The 25,877-nt window shown below is 70.8% G+C and carries 20 protein-coding genes and 5 tRNA genes; 9 read left to right on the top strand and 16 right to left on the bottom strand.

Going from position 1 to position 25,877, the window contains the following annotated elements; translation table 11 throughout:
• Position 1: 1 nt before the first annotated feature.
• From D9V36_RS24000 to D9V36_RS23980, 5 genes are all read right to left on the bottom strand, one after another.
• Complete coding sequence (locus D9V36_RS24000) at positions 2–238, bottom strand: ESX-1 secretion-associated protein (RefSeq protein WP_241721008.1); 237 nt, start codon at positions 236–238, stop codon at positions 2–4.
• Positions 239–592: 354 nt separating this feature from the next.
• Positions 593–665: transfer RNA gene (locus D9V36_RS23995), tRNA-Lys, on the bottom strand.
• 177 nt (positions 666–842) lie between these two features.
• Complete coding sequence (locus tag D9V36_RS23990; RefSeq protein WP_129295586.1) at positions 843–3,020, bottom strand: DEAD/DEAH box helicase; 2,178 nt, start codon at positions 3,018–3,020, stop codon at positions 843–845.
• 328 nt (positions 3,021–3,348) lie between these two features.
• On the bottom strand, positions 3,349–3,903 hold the full coding sequence (locus tag D9V36_RS23985; protein ID WP_241721007.1) for a hypothetical protein: 555 nt from the start codon (positions 3,901–3,903) through the stop codon (positions 3,349–3,351).
• Positions 3,904–4,180: 277 nt separating this feature from the next.
• Positions 4,181–4,531: a metallopeptidase family protein gene (locus tag D9V36_RS23980; RefSeq protein WP_088798549.1), complete on the bottom strand. Its 351-nt coding sequence runs from the start codon at positions 4,529–4,531 to the stop codon at positions 4,181–4,183.
• A gap of 120 nt (positions 4,532–4,651) precedes the next feature.
• Between D9V36_RS23980 and D9V36_RS23975 the strand changes: the two genes are divergently transcribed.
• The 4 genes from D9V36_RS23975 (at position 4,652) to D9V36_RS23960 (ending at position 6,768) form a co-directional block, all read left to right on the top strand.
• Positions 4,652–6,412, top strand: coding sequence for a metallophosphoesterase family protein (locus D9V36_RS23975; RefSeq protein ID WP_206739724.1), 1,761 nt, complete (start codon positions 4,652–4,654; stop codon positions 6,410–6,412).
• 82 nt (positions 6,413–6,494) lie between these two features.
• Positions 6,495–6,567, top strand: a tRNA-Glu gene (locus D9V36_RS23970).
• A 48-nt stretch (positions 6,568–6,615) separates the two neighbouring features.
• Positions 6,616–6,690: transfer RNA gene (locus D9V36_RS23965), tRNA-Asp, on the top strand.
• A 4-nt stretch (positions 6,691–6,694) separates the two neighbouring features.
• A tRNA-Phe gene (locus tag D9V36_RS23960) sits at positions 6,695–6,768 on the top strand.
• Between the two features lie 177 nt (positions 6,769–6,945).
• Here the strand turns inward: D9V36_RS23960 and D9V36_RS23955 are convergent.
• Positions 6,946–8,043 (bottom strand): ABC transporter permease, encoded by a 1,098-nt coding sequence (locus tag D9V36_RS23955; protein ID WP_129295585.1) that lies wholly within the window; start codon positions 8,041–8,043, stop codon positions 6,946–6,948.
• A 135-nt stretch (positions 8,044–8,178) separates the two neighbouring features.
• Between D9V36_RS23955 and hrpA the strand changes: the two genes are divergently transcribed.
• The 3 genes from hrpA (at position 8,179) to D9V36_RS23940 (ending at position 13,023) form a co-directional block, all read left to right on the top strand.
• Positions 8,179–12,282: an ATP-dependent RNA helicase HrpA gene (gene hrpA / locus D9V36_RS23950; protein WP_129295584.1), complete on the top strand. Its 4,104-nt coding sequence runs from the start codon at positions 8,179–8,181 to the stop codon at positions 12,280–12,282.
• A gap of 112 nt (positions 12,283–12,394) precedes the next feature.
• Positions 12,395–12,469: transfer RNA gene (locus D9V36_RS23945), tRNA-Asp, on the top strand.
• A gap of 320 nt (positions 12,470–12,789) precedes the next feature.
• A complete protein-coding gene (locus D9V36_RS23940; protein ID WP_129295583.1) occupies positions 12,790–13,023 on the top strand; it encodes a DUF6274 family protein in 234 nt (77 codons plus the stop codon).
• A gap of 526 nt (positions 13,024–13,549) precedes the next feature.
• Here D9V36_RS23940 and bldC read toward each other — a convergent pair.
• Together bldC and D9V36_RS23930 are read right to left on the bottom strand one after the other, a co-directional pair.
• Complete coding sequence (gene bldC / locus D9V36_RS23935; RefSeq protein WP_003949541.1) at positions 13,550–13,756, bottom strand: developmental transcriptional regulator BldC; 207 nt, start codon at positions 13,754–13,756, stop codon at positions 13,550–13,552.
• Between the two features lie 512 nt (positions 13,757–14,268).
• A complete protein-coding gene (locus D9V36_RS23930; RefSeq protein WP_129295582.1) occupies positions 14,269–15,105 on the bottom strand; it encodes a hypothetical protein in 837 nt (278 codons plus the stop codon).
• Between the two features lie 197 nt (positions 15,106–15,302).
• Here D9V36_RS23930 and D9V36_RS23925 point away from each other — a divergent pair, with 197 nt between their 5' ends.
• Both D9V36_RS23925 and D9V36_RS23920 read left to right on the top strand, forming a co-directional pair.
• Complete coding sequence (locus D9V36_RS23925; RefSeq protein WP_129295581.1) at positions 15,303–16,421, top strand: Leu/Phe/Val dehydrogenase; 1,119 nt, start codon at positions 15,303–15,305, stop codon at positions 16,419–16,421.
• Between the two features lie 319 nt (positions 16,422–16,740).
• Positions 16,741–16,992, top strand: coding sequence for a DUF3073 domain-containing protein (locus D9V36_RS23920; RefSeq protein WP_129295580.1), 252 nt, complete (start codon positions 16,741–16,743; stop codon positions 16,990–16,992).
• Positions 16,993–17,180: 188 nt separating this feature from the next.
• On the opposite strand, the gene purM is transcribed toward D9V36_RS23920, so the two are convergent.
• The 8 genes from purM to purS form a co-directional block, all read right to left on the bottom strand.
• On the bottom strand, positions 17,181–18,251 hold the full coding sequence (gene purM / locus D9V36_RS23915; RefSeq protein WP_129295579.1) for a phosphoribosylformylglycinamidine cyclo-ligase: 1,071 nt from the start codon (positions 18,249–18,251) through the stop codon (positions 17,181–17,183).
• Between the two features lie 34 nt (positions 18,252–18,285).
• Complete coding sequence (purF, locus tag D9V36_RS23910; RefSeq protein ID WP_129295578.1) at positions 18,286–19,845, bottom strand: amidophosphoribosyltransferase; 1,560 nt, start codon at positions 19,843–19,845, stop codon at positions 18,286–18,288.
• 318 nt (positions 19,846–20,163) lie between these two features.
• The gene (locus D9V36_RS23905) at positions 20,164–20,961 is read right to left on the bottom strand and encodes a maleylpyruvate isomerase family mycothiol-dependent enzyme (RefSeq protein ID WP_129295577.1); all 798 of its coding nucleotides are present in this window, start codon (positions 20,959–20,961) and stop codon (positions 20,164–20,166) included.
• Positions 20,962–21,048: 87 nt separating this feature from the next.
• Positions 21,049–21,894 (bottom strand): M23 family metallopeptidase, encoded by an 846-nt coding sequence (locus D9V36_RS23900; RefSeq protein WP_129295576.1) that lies wholly within the window; start codon positions 21,892–21,894, stop codon positions 21,049–21,051.
• A 33-nt stretch (positions 21,895–21,927) separates the two neighbouring features.
• Complete coding sequence (locus tag D9V36_RS23895) at positions 21,928–22,443, bottom strand: helix-turn-helix domain-containing protein (protein ID WP_129295575.1); 516 nt, start codon at positions 22,441–22,443, stop codon at positions 21,928–21,930.
• A gap of 202 nt (positions 22,444–22,645) precedes the next feature.
• A complete protein-coding gene (purL, locus tag D9V36_RS23890; protein WP_129298643.1) occupies positions 22,646–24,925 on the bottom strand; it encodes a phosphoribosylformylglycinamidine synthase subunit PurL in 2,280 nt (759 codons plus the stop codon).
• Complete coding sequence (gene purQ / locus D9V36_RS23885) at positions 24,925–25,605, bottom strand: phosphoribosylformylglycinamidine synthase subunit PurQ (RefSeq protein ID WP_129295574.1); 681 nt, start codon at positions 25,603–25,605, stop codon at positions 24,925–24,927. Before purQ ends, purL begins: the two co-directional genes overlap by 1 nt.
• Positions 25,602–25,847, bottom strand: coding sequence for a phosphoribosylformylglycinamidine synthase subunit PurS (gene purS / locus D9V36_RS23880; protein ID WP_030086196.1), 246 nt, complete (start codon positions 25,845–25,847; stop codon positions 25,602–25,604). The genes purQ and purS overlap by 4 nt, the downstream gene beginning before the upstream one ends.
• Positions 25,848–25,877: the final 30 nt, after the last annotated feature.

Genomic DNA, 25,877 nt, shown 5'->3' with positions numbered 1-25,877 from the left:
GTCACTTCCCCCCGAACCGCTGCGCCTGCGCGGAATCGGCTCCCTGATAGGAGGCAACGGTGTGCTCAAGACCCGCGGCGTAGTGCCGCAGCCCGGCACTCAGCTGCCGCAGGGACGTCACCGTGTGGCGGGTCATCTCCACGTACTGGGAAAGGACCTCGGTGGACTCGGCCATCACGCCGAAGGCGTCGTCCACGTTCTCCGCACGGGTGGCGAAGGTGCTGATACGGCCGTCCAAGTGACCGGAAGAGCACGTGAAGTCCTTGGCCAAGGCCGTAACCGGCTCGGGATGTATCGAAAAATGCTCGTGCGCCATCGCAGTCCCCCATGGTGAAGCCGTACATGACCAGTACGCACGGCCAACGTAGGCAGACCACGCCGCCAGATGGGGTTCGCCGGGCATCGATTTGACGGCCCATTGACGCGATCCGGAGATCCAGCAGACGAGTTCTTGGGGCGGGGGACGTCCCTCACGTGATCGCCCGGCTCTCGGGCCGGCGGCGGGCCGGCAGACCCCGCTTCAAGGCCCCAAAACAGACAGCGGCCCCGCCCCCTGGACACTCCGTTCCAGGCGGCGGGGCCTTCATCGCTGTGGGCCATCAGGGGCTCGAACCCTGAACCAATGGATTAAAAGTCCACTGCTCTGCCAATTGAGCTAATGGCCCGCACCGAGCAGCATAGCCCGAGGATGTGCCGCAGCCCGAAGGCATTGGGGATCGGGCTGCCCGGTGGAGAGCCGCGGGGCCCGCCGGCGCACCGGGCGGGGCGCTCCGCACCCCCTCAACATACAGGGCCCGTACGGCACTTGAGTGCGTACGGGCCCTGCGGATCAGCGGATGTGATCAGCCGTTGCGCTTCCAGCGCGGCTTGTCGTCACGGCGGCCGCCGGAGCCGGTCGTGGCGCCGCGGTGGTCGTCACGGCGGCCGTACGGGCGGTCGCCGCCGCCGCGGTGGCCACCGGAGGACGGACGGCCGCCGGAGCGGTCGTCACGGTTGAACGGACGGTCGCCGCCACCGGAGCGGTAGCCGCCGGAGGAACGGCCGCCGGAGCGGTCGTCACGGTTGAAGGGGCGGCTCGGACGGTCGCCGCGGTCGCGGTTGAAGCCACCGCCGGAGCGGTCGTCACGACGGTCACGGTCGAAAGAACGGCCACCGGAACGGTCGTCACGACGGTCACGGTTGAAGCCACCACCCGAGCGGTCGTCACGACGGTCACGGTTGAAGCCACCACCGGAACGGTCATCGCGACGGTCACGGTTGAAGCCACCACCGGAACGGTCATCGCGACGGTCACGGTTGAAACCGCCACCCGAGCGGTCGTCACGACGGTCACGGTCGAAAGAACGGCCACCGGAACGGTCGTCACGGCGGTCGCGGTTGAAACCGCCACCCGAGCGGTCATCGCGACGGTCACGGTCGAAGGAACGGCCACCCGAGCGGTCGTCACGACGGTCACGGCGGTCGAAGTTGCCCCGGTCGTCGCGGCGGTCGTCCGACGTGCCGGCCTGGGCCGGTACGGCGGCCTCGGCGGCGGCCTCGGCCTCGGCGGTGACGGCCGCGGCGGCAAGCGCCTCGGCCGGGTCCTCGCCCCGCTCACGGGCGGCGCGGGCGGTCAGCCGGTCGGCCTCCTCGCGCAGCTCGGTGGCGCGGCGCTGCAGGCGCTCCAGCTCGCGGGTGAGCTCGGCCACCTCGCGCTCGGCCTGCTTGGCGGAGTTGTTCGCGCCGTCGGCCTGGACCTCGGTGAGCGAGCGCGCACCGGTGATCCGGGCGACGTCCTCGTCGAAGGCGCCGGAGCCGCCGACGATGTGGCGCGAGGCGTCCACGCCCGCGTCCTCCATCAGGCGGAAGATCTGGCGGCGCTGGTGCGGCAGCGACAGCGAGACGACGGTGCCGGACTGGCCGGCGCGGGCGGTACGGCCCGAGCGGTGCAGGTAGTCCTTGTGGTCACCGGCCGGGTCGACGTTCAGGACCAGGTCGATGCCGTCGACGTGGATACCGCGGGCGGCGACATCGGTGGCGACCAGCGCGTTGACGTAGCCGTCCTTGAAGTCCGCGAGCACCCGGGTGCGCGCGCCCTGCGTCATACCGCCGTGCAGCGCGTCGGCCTTCACGCCGGACTCGACGAGCTGCTCGGCGATGCGGTCGGCGCCCAGCTGGGTGCGGACGAAGATGATGGTGCGGCCCTTGCGGGCGGCGATGGCGGCGGTGACCGGCGCCTTGTCCTTCGGCTTCACGACGAGGACGTGGTGGGTCATGGTCGTGACGTTGCCCTGGGCGCTGTCGACCTCGTGGCTGACCGGGTTGGTCAGGTAACGCTTGACCAGCGTGCCGATCTCGTTCTCCATCGTGGCGGAGAACAGCATCCGCTGACCGCCGGACGGCACCTGGTCGAGCAGCTCGGTGACCTCGGGCAGGAAGCCCAGGTCGGACATCTGGTCGGCCTCGTCGAGGACGGCGACCTGGACGTTCTCCAGGGAACAGGCGCCACGGTTGATGATGTCGCGCAGCCGGCCCGGGGTGGCGACGAGGACGTCGACGCCGCGCTCCAGGGCGTAGATCTGGTTGCCCATGGACGTACCGCCGCAGACGACCTTCATCTTGAGGCCGAGGACGTCGCCGTAGGGCTGGAGCGCGTCCGCGACCTGCATCGCGAGCTCACGGGTCGGGGTGAGGATGACGGCGCGCGGCTTCTTCTTCTCGGTGTGGCCGTCGGCCAGCGTGGCCAGGGTCGGCAGACCGAAGGAGAGCGTCTTGCCGGAGCCGGTGCGGCCGCGGCCGAGGATGTCCTTGCCGGCCAGCGCGTCCGGGATGGTCGCGGCCTGGATCGGGAAGGGGGTGGTGACGCCGTTCTGCGCGAGCTTGCGGACGACGCCCTCGGGCAGTCCGAGGTCGGCGAAGGTGACGGTGTCGGTGGCGGCCTCGGCCGCGTCGGTCTCGGGGGCCTCGTCGGCCGCCGTCACCTCGGGGACCGCCTGCTCGTCGAGTGCGGGCATGACGGACTGCTCAGTGGAAATGGACATGCGAAATGCGAAACCTTCCGGAGTCTCGGCACGCGCCCAAACTCCGTGTGTTTCACACGACCGCCTCTATGCGGTCAGCCACGGCAAGGGAGAGAACGCGCCACGCGGCGCGCTTCTGTTCTGGCGCCGGGCAAATGGGATCAAACGATCTACCACCATACGCACTCCGCCCCCCGGATGGCAAATGACCTTCCGGCCCCCGCCGTCGGCCCCTTGCCACCACCTGCCGCACCGGGCTGCGCACCCCGGGCGGCGCCCCGCACCTTCGTCCGCTACACACACCTTCCGCCCCCTGTATGCGCTATGCCCCCTCCGCCCCTCTTCGCTCCTACGCCTCTTCCCCGTACGGATCCGACCCCGGCTGCGACTGCGACTGCTCCGGTGACATCGGCGAGACGGGCGACGGTCCGGACGCCTGGGAGCTCGGCGGCGGCGGAGCGCTGCTGGCCGGCGGGCTCGGCTGCGCGGGGGGCGTACCGGGCGGGGGCGAGGCCGGCGGGGTGGGGCGGTCGGGGCGGGACGGCGAGGGCTTCGGGATTCCGGGGCGCCCGCCGTGACCGTCGGAGCCGCCGTGGACGCCGCCCGCCCCCGGCTCGGGCCCCGACGGCTGCACGGGCTGGGACGGCTCACCCGGCCCGGACGGCGTCGGCTCGGCGCTCCCCGACTTCTTCTTCGCCTTGTCGTCGTCGCCGGCCGGACGCCCGGCGCCGTGATGGCCCATCCGCCGCGGTCCGCCGCCGCGGCCGTCCACGGTCACCCCGCCGGGGCCGGGCAGCCCGCCCTCCCCGTCGTGCCGCGCACTGCTGCCGGACGGTCTCGGTTTCTCCGGATCGCTCACGCTCATACAGCCGGCCAGCGACGCGGCCAGCGCGGAGACGGCCACGGCCGCGGCGACGGCCCGGGAGTGCCGGCGGCGCGCCGGCGGGCGCGACGATTCGGCAGGGGTGACGGACGGCGACGGAGACGACGACGGGGACGGTGTCGGCGTCAGGGGCGAATGGCAGGGGCTCGGGCGCACGGCGGGACCTCCGGATCCGGAGCGCAGGGACAGCGGTACGGACTCCCTGCCCAACTCCCGCTCCCCACCCGAGGACACGCACCGGGCCCGGCGGATCGCTCCGGGCGCCGCGGACCGGGCCGAGCCAGGGGCCCCGGTGGCCCTAGCCGTAGCCGAGCGCGTGCAGCCGTTCGTCGTCGATCCCGAAGTGGTGCGCGATCTCGTGAACGACCGTCACTTCGGTCTCCGCGACCACGTCCTCGCGCGTGTCGCACATCCGCAGCGTCGGCCCCCGGTAGACGGTGATCCGGTCCGGCAGCACGCCCGCGTACCACTCCCCGCGGTCGGTCAGCGGCGTCCCCTCGTACAGCCCGAGCAACTCGGGATCGCCGGCCGGGGGCTCGTCCTCGACGAAGACCGCCACGTTGTCCATCAGCCGGGTCAGCTCCGGCGGAATCCGGTCCAGCGCCTCGGCGACCAGTTCCTCGAACTCCTCGCGCGTCATTTCCAGCACACCACCATTCTCCGCCACCCGGACCCACACCGATCGTCGCGTCCCGCCCGTCACTCCGCACCCCAACCGGAAGCCGCCGCTCCCCGCATAGCGGTGCCACCGGCCGGGCATACCGGACCAATGGCCCGCGCCGCGCGCTCCCCGACACCGCACCCCGACACCCCGCGCACCCCGCCGCACCGGCTGCTGTTCGTCTGGCTCCACGGCGTACCCGCACTGCCCGCAGCCGTCCGCCGCGCCTACCGCTTCCGCCGTACGGCCCCGGCCGCCCCCGTCCCCGCCCCGTCGCGCTCCTCGGCCCACCCGGCCTCCTCCACCCCGCTCGGCGCCGCCCCGCGCCGCCCCCTGCGCTCCGCCCTCGGCCTGGTATCCGTGGCCGTCCTCGGCGGCTGGCTGGGGCTGGTCCTGATCGGCGGCGTCCACGCCCCCGTCGGCCCGATGGACACCAGCATGGCGCTGCGCCCCTCGCTGACCGGCGGCACCAGGATCAACGTCCCGCCCCTCGGCGACCTGGAACTGAGCAGCCACTACGCACCCGTGTCGCTCGACGTCGATGTCGACCGGCTGGACCCGGTCCGCTCCCGGGCGCTGGTCGACCACCCCGAGCGGTTCGCCGGCCTGCAGGACGAGGTCACCCGTGACGTCACCCGCGGCGCCCTGGGGCTGGCGCTGCACTCCGGTATCGCCGTGGTGTCCGGCGCGACCGCGCTGAGCCTGGCCGTCCACCGCCGCCCGCGCCGCGCGCCGGCCGCCGGCGGGCTGGCGCTCGCCCTGCTCGCCGCCTGCGCCGGCACCGCGTACGCCACCTGGAACCCCAAGTCCGTACTGGAGCCGAAGTTCTCCGGGCTGCTCTCCTCGGCCCCGTCCGTGGTCGGCAACGCCCGCAATATCGTCAGCGAATTCAACGTCTACCAGAAGGAGTTGGCGCGTCTGGTGACCAATGTGACCAAGCTCTACGACGCCGCCTCGACGCTGCCGGTCTACCGGCCGGAACCCACCACCATCCGGGTGCTGCACGTCTCCGACATCCACCTCAACCCCGCCGGCTGGCGGATCATCGCCTCCCTGGTGAAGCAGTACCGGATCAACGTGATCCTCGACACCGGCGACACCATGGACCACGGCTCGGCCGCCGAGAACCACTTCCTGGACCCGGTCTCCAGCCTCGGCGCCCCGTACGTCTGGGTGCGCGGCAACCACGACTCGCGCGGCACGCAGAAGTACTTGACCGGCCGCCGCCACGTCACCGTCCTCGACCACGGCAAGGTCGCCCGGGTCGCCGGCCTGCGCCTCGCGGGCGTCGGCGACCCGCAGTTCACCCCGGACCGCTCCGTGGTGGCGGCCGGCGAGCCCGCCGAGCGCACCGCCGGCGGCAAGCTCGCCGACTCGCTGCGCACCCAGCGGCTGGCCGGCACCCCCGTCGACATCGCGCTGGCCCACAACCCCACCGCCGTGACCGAGGCGGACGGCCTGGCCCCGCTGGCACTGGCCGGCCACCTCCACCACCGCGAGATCACCACGCTCCCCCAGGGCACCCGGCTGATGGTCGAGGGCTCCACGGGCGGCGGCGGGCTGCGCGCGGTGCAGAACAGGAAGCCCGCGCCGGTCGAGGCGTCGGTGCTCTATCTGGACCGGACGACGAAACGGCTGCAGGCGTGGGACGAGATCACCCTCGGCGGGCTGGGCCTGTCGCGGGCCGAGGTCAGCCGCCACCTCCCCCGCGAGAACCAACCCGGCGCCACGCCCTCGCCGTCCGGCCCGCCTCACCCGTCCGGACCCTCTTCGGGAGTCTCTTCCGGGCCTTCTTCCGGAGGCTCTTCCGGCCCGTCGTCCGGCCCGCTTCCGCGCCCGGCCAGGAGCCCTTCCGGCGGCCCCCGGTAAACCGTTTTGGCGAACGGTCCTCCCATCCCATATGCTTCTCACGTCCCCGACGGCGCCGGTAACGACGCCAAGGTGGCCACCAGCCCTCATCGTCTAGTGGCCCAGGACGCCGCCCTTTCAAGGCGGTAGCACGGGTTCGAATCCCGTTGGGGGCACGCATCACCGTGTGCGAGACTGGTTCACGCCGCTTTCGCACAATGCAAGGTCCTGTGGAGCAGTTTGGAGTGCTCGCCACCCTGTCAAGGTGGAGGCCGCGGGTTCAAATCCCGTCAGGACCGCTGCGGCTGGGTAGCTCAGTTGGTACGAGCGATCGCCTGAAAAGCGATAGGTCGCCGGTTCGACCCCGGCCCCAGCCACACCCATTGGGAGAAGGCCCCGATTCCTGGAATCGGGGCCTTTTTCGTGTTCTTCGCGTCCTTCGCATCCTTCGTGTCCGTGGATTCCGCCCATTCCGCCGGTGCCGATGACGGCTTTCTTTTTCCGCCCGACGCCTGGGCCCGGCGCGCGGCACCCGGCACACGCCCCGTCGCGCCTCACGCGTCCGCGGCGGGCGCCACCGCCTCCCCGCCGCCATCCGGATGGCCGTGCCGCCAGATCCAGAACACCGTGCACGAGAGCACCGCCCAGCCGGCCAGCACCAGGAAGGGGAAGGCGTGCTGGTGGCCGCCGAAGTAGACGGCGGTGTGCTGGGCGTTGACCGAGCCGCCCGGCGGCAGCCAGCGGCCGACGAGGCCGAGGGCGGACGGCAGCAGCGGCCAGGAGACCGCACCGCCCGAGGAGGGGTTGCCCAGCAGCACCATCAGTCCCCAGGTGGGGATCATCGCCCAGCGCCCCATGAGGGCGTTGAACATCGTGAAGACCATGCCGGACGTGAACATCGTCAGCGCCAGGATCAGCCAGGACTCCACGAACGGCAGCCGCAGCGCGCCCAGCCACCAGTCCACCACCGCAGCGATGCAAAAGCCCCCCAGCAGCGCATAGACCGCGGTACAGGCGATCCGCTCGGCCGGCCGCAGGCCGCGGGCGTGCACGCTGAGCTGGATCGCGCCGACGAAGCCGATGATCACCGCGGCCAGCGAGATGTAGAACAGCGCCAGACCGCGGGGATCGCCCTTCTGCAGCGGTTTGATGTCCCGGATCCGGACGTCCACGCCGATCGCCTGGCCGACCTTCGCGCCCGACTGGGTCAGCAGCTGCGCCACCGTGGCCCCCGAGGCGCCGGAGACGTCCAGCTCCACGCCCCTGCCGCGGGCGCGCAGGATCGCGAACTGCTCCTGCTCGTCGACGGCCCGCCGGGCCTGGCCGTAGGTGCGGTACCCGGTCAGCCGGAGCGAAGCGTTCAGCGCCTTCTCCATCCCCTGGGCGAAGGCCTTCACCGGCGGGGTGTCGGGAGAGCCGACCACGGCGGTCGGGATGGAGCGGGGCGTCGGGTTGGCCATGGCGTACGTGTACGAGCCGGCGAACAGGCCGGCCGCCGCGGCGACGATGAAGATCAGCACGGCCGCGGGGAAGTAGGGCGACCTCTTGAAGGCCGCCCACCCGACGGCCGCCCGCCCCGGAGCGCCGGTCCGCGGCCCGCCGTGCGGAGCGGTTCCGCCCGGCGGGCCGGAAGCGCCGCGATGATCAGCCATAGGGACACGCTAAAGCAGCGACACGGGGCATACCCGGGCAGATGCCCCGTATGCGGCGGCCCCGGGGCCCGTGATCCGGCCGTACGGGCAAATGGTTCGCCAGTCGATTACGTGAGGTGAGATCCTGGGGGACGTATGTCCAGTCAGCCTGCCTCCGCCCTGCCCGACGGCGCTGTCTCCACCCCGCCCGGCACCCCCGCTCCCACCCTGACCGCTCTGCTGGAGCGGCTGCCCGAGCTGATGCTGCGCGACCAGCAGCGGCTGGGGCGCCGGCTCGACGGCGCGCGCCGGATCCGCAAGCCCGAGGCCCGGGCCGCCGTGCTCGCCGAGATCGCCGCCGGCCTCGACGAGGCGGAGCTGCGGGTCGCCCAGCGGCAGGCCGCGGTGCCCGGGATCACCTATCCGGAAGAGCTGCCGGTCAGCCAGAAGAAGGACGAGATCCTCGCCGCGATCCGCGACCACCAGGTCGTGATCGTCGCCGGTGAGACCGGCTCCGGCAAGACGACCCAGATCCCCAAGATCTGTCTGGAGCTCGGCCGCGGCATCCGGGGCCTGATCGGGCACACCCAGCCCCGCCGGATCGCGGCCCGTACGGTCGCCGAGCGGGTGGCCGAGGAGCTGAAGACCCCGCTGGGCGAGGCGGTCGGCTGGAAGGTCCGCTTCACCGACCAGGTCGGCGGCGACACCCTCGTCAAGCTGATGACGGACGGCATTCTGCTCGCCGAGATCCAGACGGACCGCGAGCTGCGCCAGTACGACACGATCATCATCGACGAGGCACACGAGCGCAGCCTCAACATCGACTTCATCCTGGGCTATCTGGCGCAGCTGCTGCCCCGCCGCCCGGATCTGAAGGTCGTGATCACGTCCGCGACCATCGACCCGGAGCGGTTCGCGCGGCACTTCGGCAGCTTCGCGTCCGTAGGTGCGACGCCGGACCGCACCGACACCTCCGGGAGCGACGAGGCGAAGCCGAGCGCCCCCATCGTGGAGGTCTCCGGCCGGACGTATCCGGTGGAGGTGCGCTACCGCCCGCTGCTGGAAGAGGGCGGCCAAGAGGCCGACCGCGACCAGATCACCGCGATCTGCGACGCCGTGGACGAGCTCCAGGCCGAGGGCCCCGGCGACGTCCTGGTCTTCCTCTCCGGCGAACGGGAGATCCGCGACACCGCGGACGCGCTCAACAAGAAGGCCCTGCCGTTCACCGAGGTCCTTCCGCTCTACGCCCGGCTGTCGCACGCCGAGCAGCACCGTGTCTTCCAGCGGCACACGGGCAGACGGATCGTGCTGGCCACGAACGTCGCCGAGACCTCGCTGACCGTCCCGGGCATCCGGTACGTCATCGACCCCGGCATGGCCCGTATCTCCCGCTACAGCTACCGCACCAAGGTCCAGCGGCTGCCCATCGAGCCGGTCTCGCAGGCCAGCGCCAACCAGCGCAAGGGCCGCTGCGGCCGTACCAGCGACGGCATCTGCATCCGCCTCTACTCCGAGGACGACTTCCTCTCCCGTCCCGAGTTCACCGACGCCGAGATCCTCCGGACGAACCTCGCCTCCGTCATCCTGCAGATGACCGCGGCCGGCCTCGGCGACATCGAGAAGTTCCCGTTCATCGACCCGCCGGACCGCCGCAACATCAAGGACGGCGTCGATCTGCTGCGCGAGCTCGGGGCGCTCGACGCAGAGCAGAAGCCCTCCAAGCAGGGGCAGAAGGGGCAGCGGCTGACCCCGCTCGGCCGCAAGCTCTCCCAGCTGCCGGTCGACCCGCGGCTGGCGCGGATGGTGCTGGAGGCGGACCGCAACGGCTGTGTCCGCGAGGTCATGGTCATCGCGGCGGCGCTGTCCATCCAGGACCCGCGCGAGCGGCCCGCCGACAAACAGCAGCAGGCCGACCAGCAGCACGCCCGCTTCAAGGACGAGACCTCCGACTTCCTCGCCTTCCTCAACCTGTGGCGCTATGTCCGCGAGCAGCAGAAGGAGCTGTCCTCCTCCGCCTTCCGCCGGATGTGCCGCAGCGAGTTCCTGAACTACCTGCGGATACGCGAGTGGCAGGACATCTACTCCCAGCTGCGTTCGGTCGCCAAGACCATGGGCATCCACCTCAGCGAGGAAGATGCCGCGCCGGACCACATCCACACCTCCCTGCTGTCCGGATTGCTCTCGCATCTCGGCCTCAAGGACACGGATGCCAAGAACGAGTACCTGGGCGCCCGCAGCGCCAAGTTCGCGGTGTTCCCCGGCTCCGCGCTCTTCAAGAAGCCACCGCGCTGGGTGATGTCGGCCGAGCTGGTCGAGACGTCGCGCCTGTGGGCGCGGGTGAACGCGAAGATCGAGCCGGAGTGGATCGAACCGCTCGCCCAGCATCTGGTGAAGCGGACCTACAGCGAGCCGCACTGGGAACAGAAGATGGCCGCGGTGATGGCCTACGAGCGGGTGACGCTCTACGGCGTCCCGATCGTCGCCCAGCGCAAGATCGCCTACGGCCGGATCGACCCCGAGACCTCGCGGGATCTGTTCATCCGCAACGCCCTGGTCGAGGGCGACTGGCGCACCCACCACCAGTTCTTCCACGACAACCGCAAACTCCTCGGCGAGGTCGAGGAGTTGGAGCACCGCGCCCGGCGCCGCGACATCCTCGTCGATGACGAAACCCTCTTCGACTTCTACGACCAGCGCATCCCGGCCGATGTGGTCTCCGGAGCGCATTTCGACGCCTGGTGGAAGAAGCAGCAGCGCGAAGAGCCGGAGCTGCTGAACTTCGAGCACTCGATGCTCATCAATGAATCCGCCGAGGCCGTCACCAAGGACGACTACCCGGATTCCTGGCGGCAGGGAAAGCTGAAGTTCAAGGTCACCTACCAGTTCGAGCCGGGCGCGGACGCGGACGGCGTGACCGTCCACATCCCCCTCCAGGTCCTCAACCAGGTCTCCTCCGAGGGCTTCGACTGGCAGATCCCCGGCCTGCGCGAGCAGTTGGTGACCGAGCTGATCCGGTCGCTTCCCAAGCCGATCCGCCGTAACTACGTCCCGGCACCGAACTTCGCGGCCCGCTTCCTGGACTCCACGGTCCCCCTGCAGGGCGCCCTGACGACCTCGCTGGCCGCGGGGCTGCAGCGGATGGTGGGCGTGCCCGTCGACGCCGCGGACTTCGACCCGGACAAGATCCCCGACCACCTCAAGATCACCTTCCGGGTGGTCGACGAGCGCCGCCGCAAGCTCGCCGAGGAGAAGGACCTGGAGGCGCTGCGGCTGAAGCTCAAGCCGAAGACCAGGGCGGCCCTCTCCAAGGCCTTCGAGCAGGGCGCCGAGCGGCCCGCCGGGGACCGCAAGGGCGGCGCGGACGACGGGCGGGCGACGGCCGGCCCGGAGCAGCGGACCGGCCTGACGTCCTGGACCATCGGCACCCTGCCGCGCACCTTCGAAACCCGGCGCGCGGGCCAGCCGCTGAAGGCCTACCCGGCGCTGGTCGACGAGGGCAGCAGCGTCGCCGTCCGCCTCTTCGACACCGAGGCCGAGCAGCTCACCGCGATGTGGGCCGGCACCCGCCGCCTCATCCTGCTCAACATCCCGTCCTCCCCGGCCAAGTTCGCCCAGGGCAAGCTGAGCAATCAGCAGAAGCTGGCGCTGTCCCGTAATCCGCACGGCTCGATCGGGGCACTCTTCGACGACTGTGTCACCGCCGCAGCCGACCGGCTGATCGCGGCCCGGGGCGGTCCGGCGTGGGACGAGGAGTCCTTCCGCAAGCTCTTCGACGCGGTCCGCGCCGACCTGGTGGACGTCACGCTCAAGACCATCCAGCAGGTCCAGGAGGTGCTGGCCGCCTGGCAGGCGTGCGAGCGCCGGCTGAAGGAGACCTCGTTCCCCTCCCTGCTCCCGTCGCTCACGGACATCAAGGAGCAGCTGGCGGCGCTGATCAAGCCGGGCTTCGTCACGGCGCACGGCGCGAAGCGGCTGCCGGACCTGATGCGCTACCTGGTGGCCGCTGACCGCCGGCTGCAGCAGCTGCCCACCCACGCCGAGCGGGACCGCACCCGGATGGCGAAGGTGAAGGAGATGCAGGACGAATACGCCTGGCTGCTGGAGCAGTTCCCGCAGGGCCGTCCGGTGCCCGCCGCGGCCCGGGAGATCCGCTGGATGATCGAGGAGTTGCGGGTGAGCTACTTCGCCCACGCCCTGGGCACCGCGTACCCGGTCTCCGACAAGCGGATCGTGAAGGCGGTGGACGCCGCCGCGCCGTAGGCGGTGTCTTTCCCCCGGGAATCAGGGCCGCCGGTAGCGAGTTCGACCGCACCCCCTGACCTGCTGTACAGTCTTGTTTCGCAGCCCGCCGCAAGCGGAAAGCGAAACGCAAGGTCCTGTGGAGCAGTTTGGAGTGCTCGCCACCCTGTCAAGGTGGAGGCCGCGGGTTCAAATCCCGTCAGGACCGCATTATTACGGCCCGCATCCTTCTCGGATGCGGGCCGTTCTGCTGTCCGGACCTTCTACGGTCGGAGCGGTCCCCGCCCCCGGTGTGCGGCCGCCGCCGGGCACCGGTCACCGCACTCCCCGTCAGAACCCGCCCCTGCGGCCCGTATCGGATCACCGCGCCGGCCACCGGCACCGAGGCGCGCCGCCGGCCGTCTCCGCCGCCGGCCGCCCCCGTCGACCGAATGCGGTGCGTAGCCGGTTTGCTGCCCGCCGTATTGACGGCGGCACGTACCACCGGTACTCACTGAGGAAGGGCACGGGGCCGGGGAGGTATACGCAATGACGACTGCGGTACGGCACGAGACCAGGGCGCTGTTGCGGGCCCATCTGTCGGCGGCCACGGGCTATCGCCACCTGATGCGGCACTGCCCCATCTGTCACCAGCTGCTGCGGCTCGCCATGGAGCCGCACACGGCCCGCTCCGCGGCTCCGGCGCCCGCGATCACCCCCGCCCCGCCGCAGGCCGTCTGTGAGCCGCAGGCGGCCGAGGGCGAAAGTCCCGCGGGCGGATGACCGACGCCGCCTGCATCGCGCGTGCGGCGGCAGGGCGTTGGGCGCGGCGGGAGAAGTTCTCTACCGCAGCGGACGTATCGTCTTCAAGCGCCGCGCAGTGTGACGGGTGTCACCGAACTGGTTTGGCGTGATGCGGAACTTACACCTCGCATACAACCGGTCAATTTAATATGTGCAATTGCACTACCTGTGAACGCCTCAGTAACGAGCCCGCAGGGTCCGCACGCAAAGGCCCCCACGAGACCCGTGAAGGCACCCTGAGCGGCGTCCGGAGTGGCGTCTGCGGCGTGCCGACCTGGCCGCCACGAAGGGGCCTGGAGCGGGCGCACACAAAAAGATCGCGCTGGACCCGGCGGAGTCCAGCGCGATCGATGACGTACCCAAGATGGGGCGGGTGTGGGGCCTGTTGGGGCAGGCGCCGCGTCATATGAAGCTGTGTGAAGCAAGGTGAAGCAGGTCGAGCCAGGGGTACAAAGCAGGCATTTTCGGGTTGGGGGCCCCGAAAACGACCTGGTTATGCGGTTGTTCAGGCCTCGCTGCGCTGCTGCGGAATGCCCGCGAGCAGTGCGCGGACCTCAGCCTCGCGGTAACGCCGGTGTCCTCCGAGCGTGCGGATGGACGTGAGCTTGCCTGCCTTGGCCCAGCGGGTCACCGTCTTCGGGTCCACGCGGAACATCGTGGCGACCTCAGCAGGGGTAAGCAGCGGCTCGGCGTCAGGGGTGCGAGCGGTCATGAGCGGCCTCCTCGGGAGAACCGAACCATCACGGTTCTTTCCTCTAAATTCTGCACCTTGACCCACGTTGCCCGAAATGGCGGACGCGGGCCGAGTCGGTTATAGGACGAACGGCTTGTCCTCGGCACTACAACTACACCATCTGTCCAGCCACGTCGGCCAAACCGATGGAATTGCCCTCTCAGGTGTTCAACCTCGGCGGAAGCCGATGGACCGTGCCATAGCGGACAGTCACTCGTCCGTGACGATCAGTCACAACGTGAACAGACGCCACGAGACCCCTCAAGGAGCGCAATACCGATCTATCCGCCCTTAGTTGGACGGAAGGAGCCCGCGTCGGGCTCCTTGTCCTATTTTGGCACGAGGGTATGGCTTGGGAGCAAGACCCGAAGTCAGTGCTTTAGGTCACGCTTGAGGCAATCGCCCGGATCGGGACCTACGTCCCTCACTGTGCGAACGCCGAAAAGCGAAAGCAATCATTCCGCATCATGATCCCCGGACCGTACCGCCGCTCAGCTGGAGAACTGACGTTCCCGCACCGCACGCCACCGCTGGGAAAGCTTCTCGTACGCGACCCCGGCCCGCTCGCCGTCCCCGTCGCGCAGCGCCGCCAGCCCCTCCGCCACCTCGGCGGCGGAACGGTCCTCGGCGAGCTGCTCCTCGGGCACCGCGTGCACCAGCCCTCCGTAGTCCAGCTCCACGAGCGAGCGCGGATGGAATTCCTCGAGCCAGCGCCCCACATCTACCAGGCCGTCGATCAGCGGCCCCTCCTCCAGGGCGTCGCGCAGCGTGCGCAGTCCCCGGGCGACCCGCCGTCGTGCCTCCACCATGGGCGTCCGGTAACGCATCACGGGCGCCTGGTCACCCTTCGTGTACTCCCGCTCGCCGTCGTCGAACAGCACGAACCAGCGGACCGGGACGTGCCAGGCGGCGCCGCGGATCCAGGGCCTCGCGTCCGGGTTGCGCTCCCGCCACCGCTCGTAGTCGCCGGCCGCCTGCAGCCGCACCACCGGGGGCAGCGCCGCATCCAGCACCGACGCCGGCAGCAGCTCGTCCAGCGCCTCCAGGGCCTGCCAGCCGCGCAGCCGGGTGCGCCAGGGGCAGACGCACGTCACCTCGTCCACGACGGCGATGAAGGCGTCCGCGCTCTCGTGGACCGGCACCGGCACCGGCGGGGTCGCCAGCAGATCGGCCAGCGCCCGGCGCTGCTCGTCCTGGGCGGTGGGGGTGTCCTCCCGTTTGGCATAGCGCGCCCAGTGCGAGCGCTCCGGCTCGGGGAACGCGGCCAGCGGCTCGTAGACCCGCAGATATGCCATGTACGGGACCTTCACCGACGACGCCAGGGCCACGCCCGCTCCTTCAAAGGGGAAGTCCGCCGCCGGGAGATCCCGAGGGCCCCCGCCGGCCTGCGATACGACCAGATCGTCCCATGCCCGTCCCCCGGGAGAGGGTGATCCTGGGCACCCGCCCGATCAACCGGTCCCGCAGGTCTTACGCTCTTTCCAACCGGCCCTCCCCACCCGTCGGAGGGCACCCTTCGCGACTTATGGGAGTCACCACCGTGACTGACGTACGTCCGGCCCACGCCGGCAACGACGGCGGCGTTCTGCACACCCTGTTCCGATCGGAGCAGGGGGGCCATGAGCAGGTCGTTCTCTGCCAGGACCGTGCCAGCGGCCTCAAGGCCGTGATCGCCATCCACAGCACCGCCCTGGGCCCCGCCCTCGGCGGCACCCGCTTCCATGCCTACGCCTCCGAGGAGGAGGCCGTGCTGGACGCCCTCAACCTGTCGCGCGGCATGTCCTACAAGAACGCCCTCGCCGGGCTGGACCACGGCGGCGGCAAGGCCGTGATCATCGGTGACCCCGACCTGATCAAGACCGAGGAACTGCTGCTCGCCTACGGCCGGTTCGTGGCCTCCCTGGGCGGCCGCTACGTCACCGCCTGCGACGTCGGCACCTACGTCGCCGATATGGACGTCGTCTCCCGTACGAACAAGTGGACCACCGGCCGTTCCCCGGCGAACGGCGGCGCCGGTGACTCCTCCGTCCTGACCGCCTACGGCGTCTTCCAGGGCATGCGCGCCTCGGCCCAGCACGCCTGGGGCGACCCGACGCTGCGCGGCCGCAGGGTGGGCATCGCGGGGGTCGGCAAGGTCGGCCACCTCCTCGTCGAGCATCTGCTCGAGGACGGCGCCGAGGTCGTGATCACGGACGTCCGCGCCGATTCGGTGGCGCGGGTGCGCGCCAAGTATCCACAGGTCACGGCGGTCGCGGACACCGAGGCGCTGATCCGCACCGAGGGCCTGGACGTCTACGCGCCGTGTGCGCTGGGCGGTGCGCTGAGTGACGAGTCGCTGCCGGTGCTGACCGCGAAGGTGGTGTGCGGCGCGGCCAACAACCAGCTCGCCCACCCCGGCATCGAGAAGGACCTCTCCGACCGCGGCATCCTCTACGCCCCCGACTACGTCGTGAACGCCGGCGGTGTCATCCAGGTGGCCGACGAGCTGCACGGCTTCGACTTCGACCGCTGCAAGACCAAGGCGGCGAAGATCTTCGACACCACGCTGGCGATATTCGCCCGCGCGAAGGCCGACGGCATTCCGCCCGCCGCGGCCGCCGACCGCCTGGCCGAGCAGCGCATGGCGGAGGCGCAGCGCCCCTGACGCAGGCCGGAAATGCGCCCTTGCGGGCCGGAAAAAGAGCTCTGTGCGGCCCGCCGCGGGCGGCCGGGGGAGACATCCCTCACCACCCGTCGGCGGGTCGCCGTACAGGACAGGTTAAAATCGCAGTTGACCAGCGGGGACGGGGCACCTTGCCGGTCGTGCCGAGCGGCGGGTGATGCGGGCGACGTACCGTATGGCCGCGGAAGCAGGTACCGTTAAAGCCCTACGGGCCGGTCTCTCTGTCGAGAGCCCGCTCTGATCCATGAACGCGTGTCAAGACTCTGGGGCCATCGAGCCCCGTCATTGAGGGGGTCGACCCATGGGGCGCGGCCGGGCCAAGGCCAAGCAGACAAAGGTCGCCCGCCAGCTGAAGTACAGCAGCGGTGGGACGGATCTCTCACGACTGGCCGACGAGCTGGGTGCAACACCGTCGAACCAGCAGCCTCCGAACGCCGAGCCGTTCGAGGAGGACGAGGACGACGACCCGTACGCACGGTACGCAGATCTGTACAACAGCGACGACGACGAAGAGGACGAGGGCGAATCGTCCCAGCAGCGTCGTCGCGCTTGACTCTCTGCGCGCTCGCGGCACCCATAACAGCATCACGGACCCGGTCCTGGGCATCGCCCGGACCGGGTTCTGTGCTGCCCGGATGACCGCTGCCCGTATGTCCGTGGGCGTGGTGGCCGCCTCGACGGCCGCCGGGGAGAGGGGCGCCCGTCCTGGCCCGGGTGGGGCCGTGGCAGGCGCCCGTCCGCTCAGCTCGCGTAGTCACCGGTCAGGGTCACTGCCTCTGCGCGGTCACCGCGGTCGGTGATCTCGCCGCTGACCCAGGCGTCCACGCCGCGGTCGGCCAGCGTGGTCAGGGCGGCCTCCACCGAACCCTGTGGCACGACGGCCATCATGCCGACGCCCATGTTCAGGGTCTTCTCCAGCTCCGGGCGGGCGACCGAGCCGGCCGCGCCGACCAGGTCGAAGACCGGCCCCGGCGTCCAGGTGGTGCGGTCGACGGTGGCGTGCAGACCGTCCGGGATCACCCGGGCGAGGTTGTTGGCCAGGCCGCCGCCGGTGATGTGCGAGAAGGCGTGCACCTCGGTCGTACGGGTCAGCGCCAGGCAGTCCAGCGAGTAGATCTTGGTGGGCTCCAGGAGCTCCTCGCCGAGCGTGCGGCCGAACTCCGGGATCTCCCGGTCCAGGGCCATTCCGGCACGGTCGAACAGCACATGACGGACCAGCGAGTACCCGTTCGAGTGAAGCCCGGAGGACGCCATGGCGATCACCGCGTCGCCCGTACGGATACGATCCGCGCCCAGCACCCGGTCCGCCTCGACGACGCCGGTGCCGGCTCCCGCGACATCGAACTCGTCCGCGCCCAGCAGCCCCGGGTGTTCCGCGGTCTCGCCGCCGACCAGCGCACAGCCGGCCAGCACACAGCCCTCGGCGATGCCCTTGACGATCGCGGCGACCCGCTCGGGGTAGACCTTGCCGACGCAGATGTAGTCCGTCATGAACAGCGGCTCGGCACCGCAGACGACCAGGTCGTCGACGACCATGCCGACGAGGTCGTGGCCGATGCTGTCGTAGACGCCCATCTTGCGGGCGATGTCGACCTTGGTGCCGACGCCGTCGGTCGCCGAGGCGAGCAGCGGGCGCTCGTAGCGCTTGAGGGCGGAGGCGTCGAAGAGGCCGGCGAAGCCGCCGAGGCCGCCGACGACCTCGGGGCGGGTGGCCTTCTTCACCCACTCCTTCATCAGGTCCACGGCGCGGTCGCCGGCTTCGATGTCGACGCCCGCGGCGGCGTAGCTGGCACCGGAGGATTCAGCGGACATGGCTGAGCACTTTCCTGTCGTGTGTGAACGAGCTCTACGGGCGACGCAGCGCGTCGGCCCCGCCGACCCCGGCGGTGAGCGTCTGGACGCCGTCCACGTCGGACGTGGTCCCGCTCGCGGTCTCCGACTCCAGGAGGTGCTTGCCCAGCAGCCCCGGGTCGGGCAGCTCCATCGGGTACTCGCCGTCGAAGCAGGCGCGGCACAGGTTCGGCTTGGCGATCGTGGTCGCCTCGGTCATGCCGTCGATGGAGATGTACGCGAGCGAATCGGCGCCCAGCGACTTGCCGATCTCCTCCACGCTCAGCCCGTTGGCGATCAGCTCCGCGCGGGTGGCGAAGTCGATGCCGAAGAAGCACGGCCACTTGATCGGCGGGGACGAGATCCGGATGTGGACCTCGAGAGCGCCGGCCTCGCGCAGCATCCGGACCAGGGCGCGCTGGGTGTTGCCGCGGACGATCGAGTCGTCGACGACCACCAGGCGCTTGCCGCGGATGACTTCCTTGAGCGGGTTGAGCTTGAGCCGGATACCGAGCTGGCGGATGGTCTGCGAGGGCTGGATGAAGGTCCGGCCGACGTAGGAGTTCTTGACCAGGCCCGAGCCGTAGGGGATGCCGCTGGCTTCGGCGTATCCGACGGCGGCGGGCGTGCCGGACTCCGGCGTCGCTATCACCAGGTCGGCATCGGCCGGCGCCTCGGCGGCCAGCTTGCGGCCCATCTCCACCCGGGAGAGGTACACGTTGCGGCCGGCGATGTCGGTGTCCGGGCGGGCGAGGTAGACGTACTCGAAGACGCAGCCCTTGGGGCGGGCCTCGGCGAAGCGGCTGCTGCGCAGGCCGTTCTCGTCGATGGCGACCATCTCGCCGGGCTCGATCTCCCGGATGAAGCTGGCACCGCAGATGTCGAGGGCGGCGGTCTCGGAGGCGACCACCCAGCCGCGCTCCAGGCGGCCGAGGACCAGCGGGCGGATGCCCTGCGGGTCGCGGGCGGCGTAGAGCGTGTGCTCGTCCATGAAGCAGAGCGAGAAGGCGCCCTTGACCTTCGGCAGGACGCGCGGGGCGGCCTCCTCGACGGTCAGCGGCTTGCCGTCCTCGTCGACCTGGCCGGCCAGCAGGGCCGTCACCAGGTCGGTGTCGTTGGTGGCCGCGACCTGGGTCGCCCGGCCGCCCTCGCGGGGCAGCGCGGAGACCAGATCCGCCAGCTCGGCGGTGTTCACCAGGTTGCCGTTGTGGCCGAGCGCGATCGAGCCGTGCGCGGTCGCACGGAACGTCGGCTGGGCGTTCTCCCACACCGAGGCACCGGTGGTGGAGTAGCGGGCATGGCCCACGGCGATATGGCCCTGGAGGGAGCCGAGCGAAGTCTCGTCGAAGACCTGGGAGACCAGGCCCATGTCCTTGAAAACGAGGATCTGGGAGCCGTTGCTCACCGCGATGCCCGCGGACTCCTGTCCACGGTGCTGCAGCGCATACAGCCCGAAATAGGTGAGTTTGGCGACCTCTTCACCCGGAGCCCAGACACCGAAGACGCCGCAAGCGTCCTGGGGGCCCTTCTCACCGGGGAGCAGGTCGTGGCTGAGTCGTCCGTCACCACGTGGCACGGCACCGAGTCTAGGGCAGGTCGCGCATTCATCCGAACCGGGGATGGCCGCGAAACTGGATGAGTGCATGAATGAGGGGCCGCACCGCTTGACGTGCTCACGCCTCGCGGCGGGCGGCTCGGCGCCCCTGCAGACCTCGGATCCCTTGGCTCACCTGGTGCGCCGCCGGGCGCGGGGCCCGCGGCGTGAACCGTGTGGATCTTGTGGCCCGGGGGCGCGTCCCGCTCCGTGTGAGATGCGCGACGCCCCCGCGGCCGCGATCGGTACGGGCGCCGGGTCCGCCGCCCGCGCCGGGTGCCGGTGCCGGGCTCGCCGCCGTCAGCTCAGCACGGGCAGATATCCGCTGATATCGGCCCGTTCGCCGCCGGCGCTGACCGTCGCCGCGTCCAGCGCCTCGGCCCAGGACGTACGGCCGGTGGCCAGCCGTATCCAGGTCAGCGGGTCGGTCTCGACGACATTCGGCGGGGTGCCGCGGGTGTGCTTGGGGCCCGCCACGCACTGCACCACGGCGAACGGCGGAATCCGCAGCTCCACCGAACCGCCGGGGGCCCGGTCCGCCAGGACGTCGGCCAGCAGGCGGGTGGTGGTGGCCAGGGCCTGGCGGTCGAAGGGGATCTCCCGGCCGGTCGCCGCCGCGAGGTCGTCGGTGTGCACGACGAGTTCGAGGCAGCGGGTGACGAGGAAGTCCGCCAGCGGCATCGCGCCGGGCAGGACCGGCACCAGCCGGTCGTCCGGCTCCGGCGCGACGACCTCGGCGAACTCGGCCGCGGTGCGTTCCAGCAGCTCCACCGGGTCGTGCGCGTCGGCCAGGGCGCGGGTGCGCGCGTCGACGTCGGCGGCGCGCGGCGCGGCCGCCGACGGCCACTGAAGCAGGGTGGCCTCCGCCCGCGCCGGCACCGGCCGCTCAAGGCTGCGCGCCACGCTCCCCACGGCCATGGACAGATGCGCCGCCAGCTCGCGCACCGTCCAGTCACCGAGCCGGGTCGGCAGCGCCAACTGGCCCGGCCCAAGGGCGCGTACGGCCTCCTGGACGTGCGCGAGCTGGGCCGTGACGGCACTGCGGGTCTTCTTCGGGTCGTACCGGCGGGGGCGCGGCTTCCGGGCGGCAGGCGGCATGTCCGTCAGCCTACGAGGCGGCACTGACAGGTGCTGCCGCATGCGCGAGACGAACGCCGGGGCGACCGGCTACGGGGCTGCCGGCGCTCAGCTCGCCGTTGTCGTCCGCGGCTGGGCGGCCTCGAAGGTCTCGCCGTTACGCGGGAGGCCGACGCCCTGCCAGGTGAACGGGACGCCCTGGGCGGTGACCGGGTCGGCGGCGTCCATGAGCTGGAAGTGGACGTGCGGCTCGCTGCTGTTGCCGGAGTCGCCGCACTGGCCGAGGGTTTGACCGGCCCGCACCCGGTCGCCCGTACGGACGGTGAGCGAACCGCGGCGGACATGGGCGTAGAGCGCGTGGACGCCGCCTCCCAGGTCGAGGATCACATGGTTGCCGAGCAGCCAGCGGGCGCCACCGAGCGTGCGGGCCGGGCCCTCCAGGGCGAGCAGGTAGACGGCCGCGGGCCAGGACGTGCGGCTGAGATGGTCGCGGCTGCCGTCCTCGGCGCGGACGACGGTGGCGTCGGCTACGGCGAGCAGGGGCGCACCGAAGGCCGGGAAGTCCTCGTTGCGGCGGACCAGGGGCCACCAGCCGAAGGCGGGCCTGGAGCCCGGCTCCGGTTCTGCCACGATGTCTATCGCGTAGGCCTGCCCGTAGGCACGTGTGCCATGGCTGGGGACCTTGTCGGCGGGGCTGTTGAGAGCCTTCCAGCGGCCGCTGACCGGGGCGGCGACCGCCACCGGTTCGCGGGCCTGCCCCGTCGCGCCGTCCGCCTCCGCGCGGGCCGCCCGGCGGTTCACGCCGAAGGCGATCAGTATCCAGAGGGCCAGGGGAATCCAGCTCCACCACAACGGTATGTCGGCGAAGAAGCTCGCGACGACGATCACGAGGAAGATCAGCAGGCAGGCACGTGCGGCGTTCCTGGCGAGCTTGCGTTCAGTGGTGGACTTCATTCCGTCTCCCCCGTGAGGTCGTGTGGCCGGGCGTCAGCACCCGGCGGCGGTCAGCATCACCAGCAGCGGTACGACGCGGCCGGCCGGAACCTCGTAGCGGCCGCGGGCGGCCGTCTGCAGCCAGCCGGCGGCGGTCAACTGCCGCAGGTGGTGGTAGATCTGGCCGGTCGTGCCCGTGCCGTCGAGCTCGGTGAGTTCGGCGGCGGTGCAGCGGCCACCGAGGATCTCGCGCAGCAGCCGCAGCCGCAGGGGCTGGCCGAGTGCGGCGAACGACTCGGCGGCGGCCGCCCAGTCGTCGTCCAGCAGGGTGTCGGTGGCCAGGCCGTACTGCCATTCGTAGCGCAGTCCGGCAGGCGTCCGTACGGCCCCGGTGAAGAGCACTCCGCCGTTGTCGGCGCCGAGTTCGGCCCACTGCTCCTTGAGGCCGCGCAGCGCCCACAGCTCCTCGTCCGGCTCCCGCTCGGGCGCGGAAGCCGGAGGACGGGCGGCGGACCGTTCCAGCGCCGTCAGCCGGCGCTCCACCTCGGCCAGCCGCTGCTCCAGATCCATGGTCAGAGATTACGTAATGACGTAATCCATGGCAATGACTGCCGGTGCGGGGAGGCGCGAGAAGGTGCGGGGAGGCGCAGGAGGCGCGGGGGAAATGCGGGAGAAATGCGGGGAAAAACAGCGACGGCCCGTCCCCGTGGCGGGAACGGACCGTCGGACCGTCAGTGGCGCGGCGCGGCGCCCGGGCTGCGTCTCAGGCGGATCAGGCGATCAGGCCCGGGATCGTCGCCTCGTGCGCGTCCTTCAGCTCGCTCAGCGGGATGCTGAACTGCCCCTGGACGTCGATCTCGGTGCCGTCGATCACACCGATCCGGGTGGCCGGCAGCCCCCGTGCACCGCACATGTCGGTGAAGCGGAGCTCCTCGCTGCGCGGCACGGCCACCACGGCCCGGCCCGCCGACTCGGAGAAGAGCAGCACGAAGGGGTCGAGCCCGTCGGGAACGACGAGGCGGGCACCCTTGCCGCCGCGCAGGCAGGACTCCACCACGGCCTGGATCAGACCGCCGTCGGAGAGGTCGTGCGCGGCGTCGATCATGCCGTCGCGGGAGGCGGAGATCAGCACCTCGGCCAGCAGCCGCTCGCGCTCCAGGTCCACCTTCGGCGGCAGACCGCCGAGGTGGTCGTGCACCACCTGCGACCAGGCCGAACCGCCCAGTTCCTCACGGGTGTCGCCCAGCAGGTAGAGCAGCTGGCCCTCGTCCGCGAAGGCGATCGGGGTACGGCGGTTCACATCGTCGATCACGCCGAGCACGGCGACGACCGGGGTCGGGTGGATCGCCACCTCGCCGGTCTGGTTGTAGAGCGACACATTGCCGCCGGTGACCGGCGTGCCGAGGGTCTGGCAGGCGTCGGCGAGACCACGGGTGGCCTCGGCGAACTGCCACATCACGGCCGGGTCCTCGGGCGAACCGAAGTTCAGGCAGTCGGAGACGGCCAGCGGCTTGGCACCGGACGCGGCGACGTTGCGGTACGCCTCGGCCAGCGCCAGCTGCGCGCCGGTGTACGGATCGAGCTTGGCGTAGCGCCCGTTGCCGTCCGTGGCGAGCGCGACACCGAGGTTGCTGTCCTCGTCGATCCGGACCATACCGGCGTCCTCCGGCTGCGCGAGGACCGTGTTGCCCTGCACGAACCGGTCGTACTGGTCGGTGATCCACGCCTTGGAGGCCTGGTTGGGCGAGGCCACCAGCGCGAGAACCTGCGCGCGCAGCTCGTCCGCGTTCGCCGGGCGGGCCAGCTTGGCCGCGTCGTCGGCCTGGAGGGCGTCCTGCCAGTCGGGCCGGGCATACGGGCGCTGGTAGACCGGGCCCTCATGGGCGACGGTGCGCGGCGGTACGTCCACGATCTGCTCGCCGTGCCAGAAGATCTCCAGCTGCGAGCCCTCCGTCACCTCACCGATGACGGTCGCGATGACGTCCCACTTCTCGCAGATCTCCAGGAAGCGGTCGACCTTCCCCGGCTCGACGATCGCGCACATCCGCTCCTGCGACTCGCTCATGAGGATTTCCTCGGGCGAGAGGGAGGAGTCACGCAGCGGCACGGTGTCCAGCTCGACGCGCATCCCGCCGGAGCCGGCCGAGGCCAGCTCGCTGGTGGCGCAGGACAGCCCGGCGCCGCCGAGGTCCTGGATGCCGTCGACCAGGTCCGCCTTGAAGATCTCCAGGGTGCACTCGATGAGCAGCTTCTCCTGGAAGGGGTCGCCGACCTGGACGGCGGGGCGCTTGGCGGGCTTGGAGTCGTCGAAGGTCTCCGAGGCCAGCACGGAGACACCGCCGATGCCGTCGCCGCCGGTGCGGGCGCCGTAGAGGATGACCTTGTTGCCCGCGCCGGACGCCTTGGCGAGGTGGATGTCCTCGTGCTTCATGACGCCGATGCAGCCGGCGTTGACCAGCGGGTTGCCCTGGTAGCAGGCGTCGAAGACGACCTCGCCGCCGATGTTGGGCAGGCCCAGGCAGTTGCCGTAGCCGCCGATGCCCGACACCACGCCCGGCAGGACGCGCTTGGTGTCGGGGTGGTCGGCGGCGCCGAACCGCAGCGGGTCCACGACGGCGACCGGGCGGGCACCCATGGCGAGGATGTCGCGGACGATGCCGCCGACGCCGGTGGCCGCGCCCTGGTAGGGCTCGATGTACGAGGGGTGGTTGTGGGACTCCACCTTGAAGGTGACGGCGTAGCCCTGGCCGACGTCGACGACACCGGCGTTCTCGCCGATGCCGACGAGCAGCGCGTCGTTCTCCGGGGCCTTCTCGCCGAACTGCTTCAGATGGACCTTGCTGCTCTTGTAGGAGCAGTGCTCGGACCACATGACCGAGTACATGGCGAGTTCGGCGCCGGTGGGACGGCGGCCGAGGATCTCGCGGATGCGCTGGTACTCGTCCTGCTTCAGACCGAGCTCGGCCCACGGCTGGTCGGTGTCCGGCGTCTCGGCGGCGTGCTTGACGGTGTCGAGGCTGTGCTTAATGGTGCCCTCGCTTCGCTCGGCCATCATGCGTTGACCAGCTTCTTCAGGATCGAGGTGAAGAACCCGAGGCCGTCGGTACGCCCCGTACCGATCAGCGGCTCCACGGCGTGCTCGGGGTGCGGCATGAGGCCGACGACATTGCGCGCCTCATTGGTGATGCCGGCGATGTCGCGGAGCGAGCCGTTGGGGTTGCCGTCCAGGTAGCGGAAGGCGACCCGGCCCTCGGCCTCCAGCATGTCGAGCGTGCGCTCGTCGGCGACGTACCGGCCGTCGATGTTCTTCAGCGGGATGCTGATCTCCTGGCCGGACGCGTAGTCCGACGTCCAGGAGGTCTCCGCGTTCTCCACCCGCAGCTTCTGGTCGCGGCAGATGAAGTGCAGATGGTTGTTGCGCAGCATGGCGCCGGGCAGCAGGTGGGTCTCGGTGAGCACCTGGAAGCCGTTGCAGATGCCGAGGACCGGCATACCGGCCCTGGCCTGCTCGATCACAGTCTCCATCACCGGCGAGAACCGGGAAATGGCACCGGCCCGCAGATAGTCGCCGTACGAGAATCCGCCGGGCAGCACCACGGCGTCGACCTGCTTGAGGTCCTTGTCGCGGTGCCACAGCGGCACCGCCTCGGCACCGGCGACCCGGACCGCGCGCTGGGTGTCGCGGTCGTCGAGCGTGCCGGGGAAGGTGATGACTCCGATCCGCGAGGTCATGAGTCGACCCGCACGGTGAAGTCTTCGATGACGGTGTTGGCGAGGAAGGTCTCGGCCATCTCTTGGATGCGAGCGAGGGCGGCGTCGTCGACCGGACCCTCCACCTCAAGTTCGAAACGCTTGCCCTGACGGACGTCGGCGATCCCCTCGAAGCCCAGGCGTGGCAGTGCGCGCTGCACCGCCTGCCCCTGCGGGTCGAGGATCTCCGGCTTGAGCATGACGTCGACTACGACGCGTGCCACTGGCACTCCCGGTGGTGTGGTGCGTAAGGC

Source organism: Streptomyces lydicus (assembly GCF_004125265.1).
Lineage (GTDB): Bacteria > Actinomycetota > Actinomycetes > Streptomycetales > Streptomycetaceae > Streptomyces > Streptomyces lydicus_C.
The sequence above is the reverse complement of the archived record's forward strand: the minus strand, read 5'-3'. Positions and strand labels throughout refer to the sequence as shown.

Bases quoted from the DNA above. Each gene is read 5' to 3' on its own strand.
- D9V36_RS23955 (WP_129295585.1), bottom strand. From the start codon at position 8,043: ATGGCTGATCATCGCGGCGCTTCCGGCCCGCCGGGCGGAACCGCTCCG.
- D9V36_RS23925 (WP_129295581.1), top strand. From the start codon at position 15,303: ATGGGAGTCACCACCGTGACTGACGTACGTCCGGCCCACGCCGGCAAC.
- hrpA (WP_129295584.1), top strand. From the start codon at position 8,179: ATGTCCAGTCAGCCTGCCTCCGCCCTGCCCGACGGCGCTGTCTCCACC.
- purQ (WP_129295574.1), bottom strand. From the start codon at position 25,605: ATGACCTCGCGGATCGGAGTCATCACCTTCCCCGGCACGCTCGACGAC.
- purL (WP_129298643.1), bottom strand. From the start codon at position 24,925: ATGGCCGAGCGAAGCGAGGGCACCATTAAGCACAGCCTCGACACCGTC.
- D9V36_RS23940 (WP_129295583.1), top strand. From the start codon at position 12,790: ATGACGACTGCGGTACGGCACGAGACCAGGGCGCTGTTGCGGGCCCAT.
- D9V36_RS23920 (WP_129295580.1), top strand. From the start codon at position 16,741: ATGGGGCGCGGCCGGGCCAAGGCCAAGCAGACAAAGGTCGCCCGCCAG.
- D9V36_RS23905 (WP_129295577.1), bottom strand. From the start codon at position 20,961: ATGCCGCCTGCCGCCCGGAAGCCGCGCCCCCGCCGGTACGACCCGAAG.
- D9V36_RS23990 (WP_129295586.1), bottom strand. From the start codon at position 3,020: ATGTCCATTTCCACTGAGCAGTCCGTCATGCCCGCACTCGACGAGCAG.
- purM (WP_129295579.1), bottom strand. From the start codon at position 18,251: ATGTCCGCTGAATCCTCCGGTGCCAGCTACGCCGCCGCGGGCGTCGAC.
- bldC (WP_003949541.1), bottom strand. From the start codon at position 13,756: ATGACCGCTCGCACCCCTGACGCCGAGCCGCTGCTTACCCCTGCTGAG.
- D9V36_RS23900 (WP_129295576.1), bottom strand. From the start codon at position 21,894: ATGAAGTCCACCACTGAACGCAAGCTCGCCAGGAACGCCGCACGTGCC.
- D9V36_RS23975 (WP_206739724.1), top strand. From the start codon at position 4,652: ATGGCCCGCGCCGCGCGCTCCCCGACACCGCACCCCGACACCCCGCGC.
- D9V36_RS23895 (WP_129295575.1), bottom strand. From the start codon at position 22,443: ATGGATCTGGAGCAGCGGCTGGCCGAGGTGGAGCGCCGGCTGACGGCG.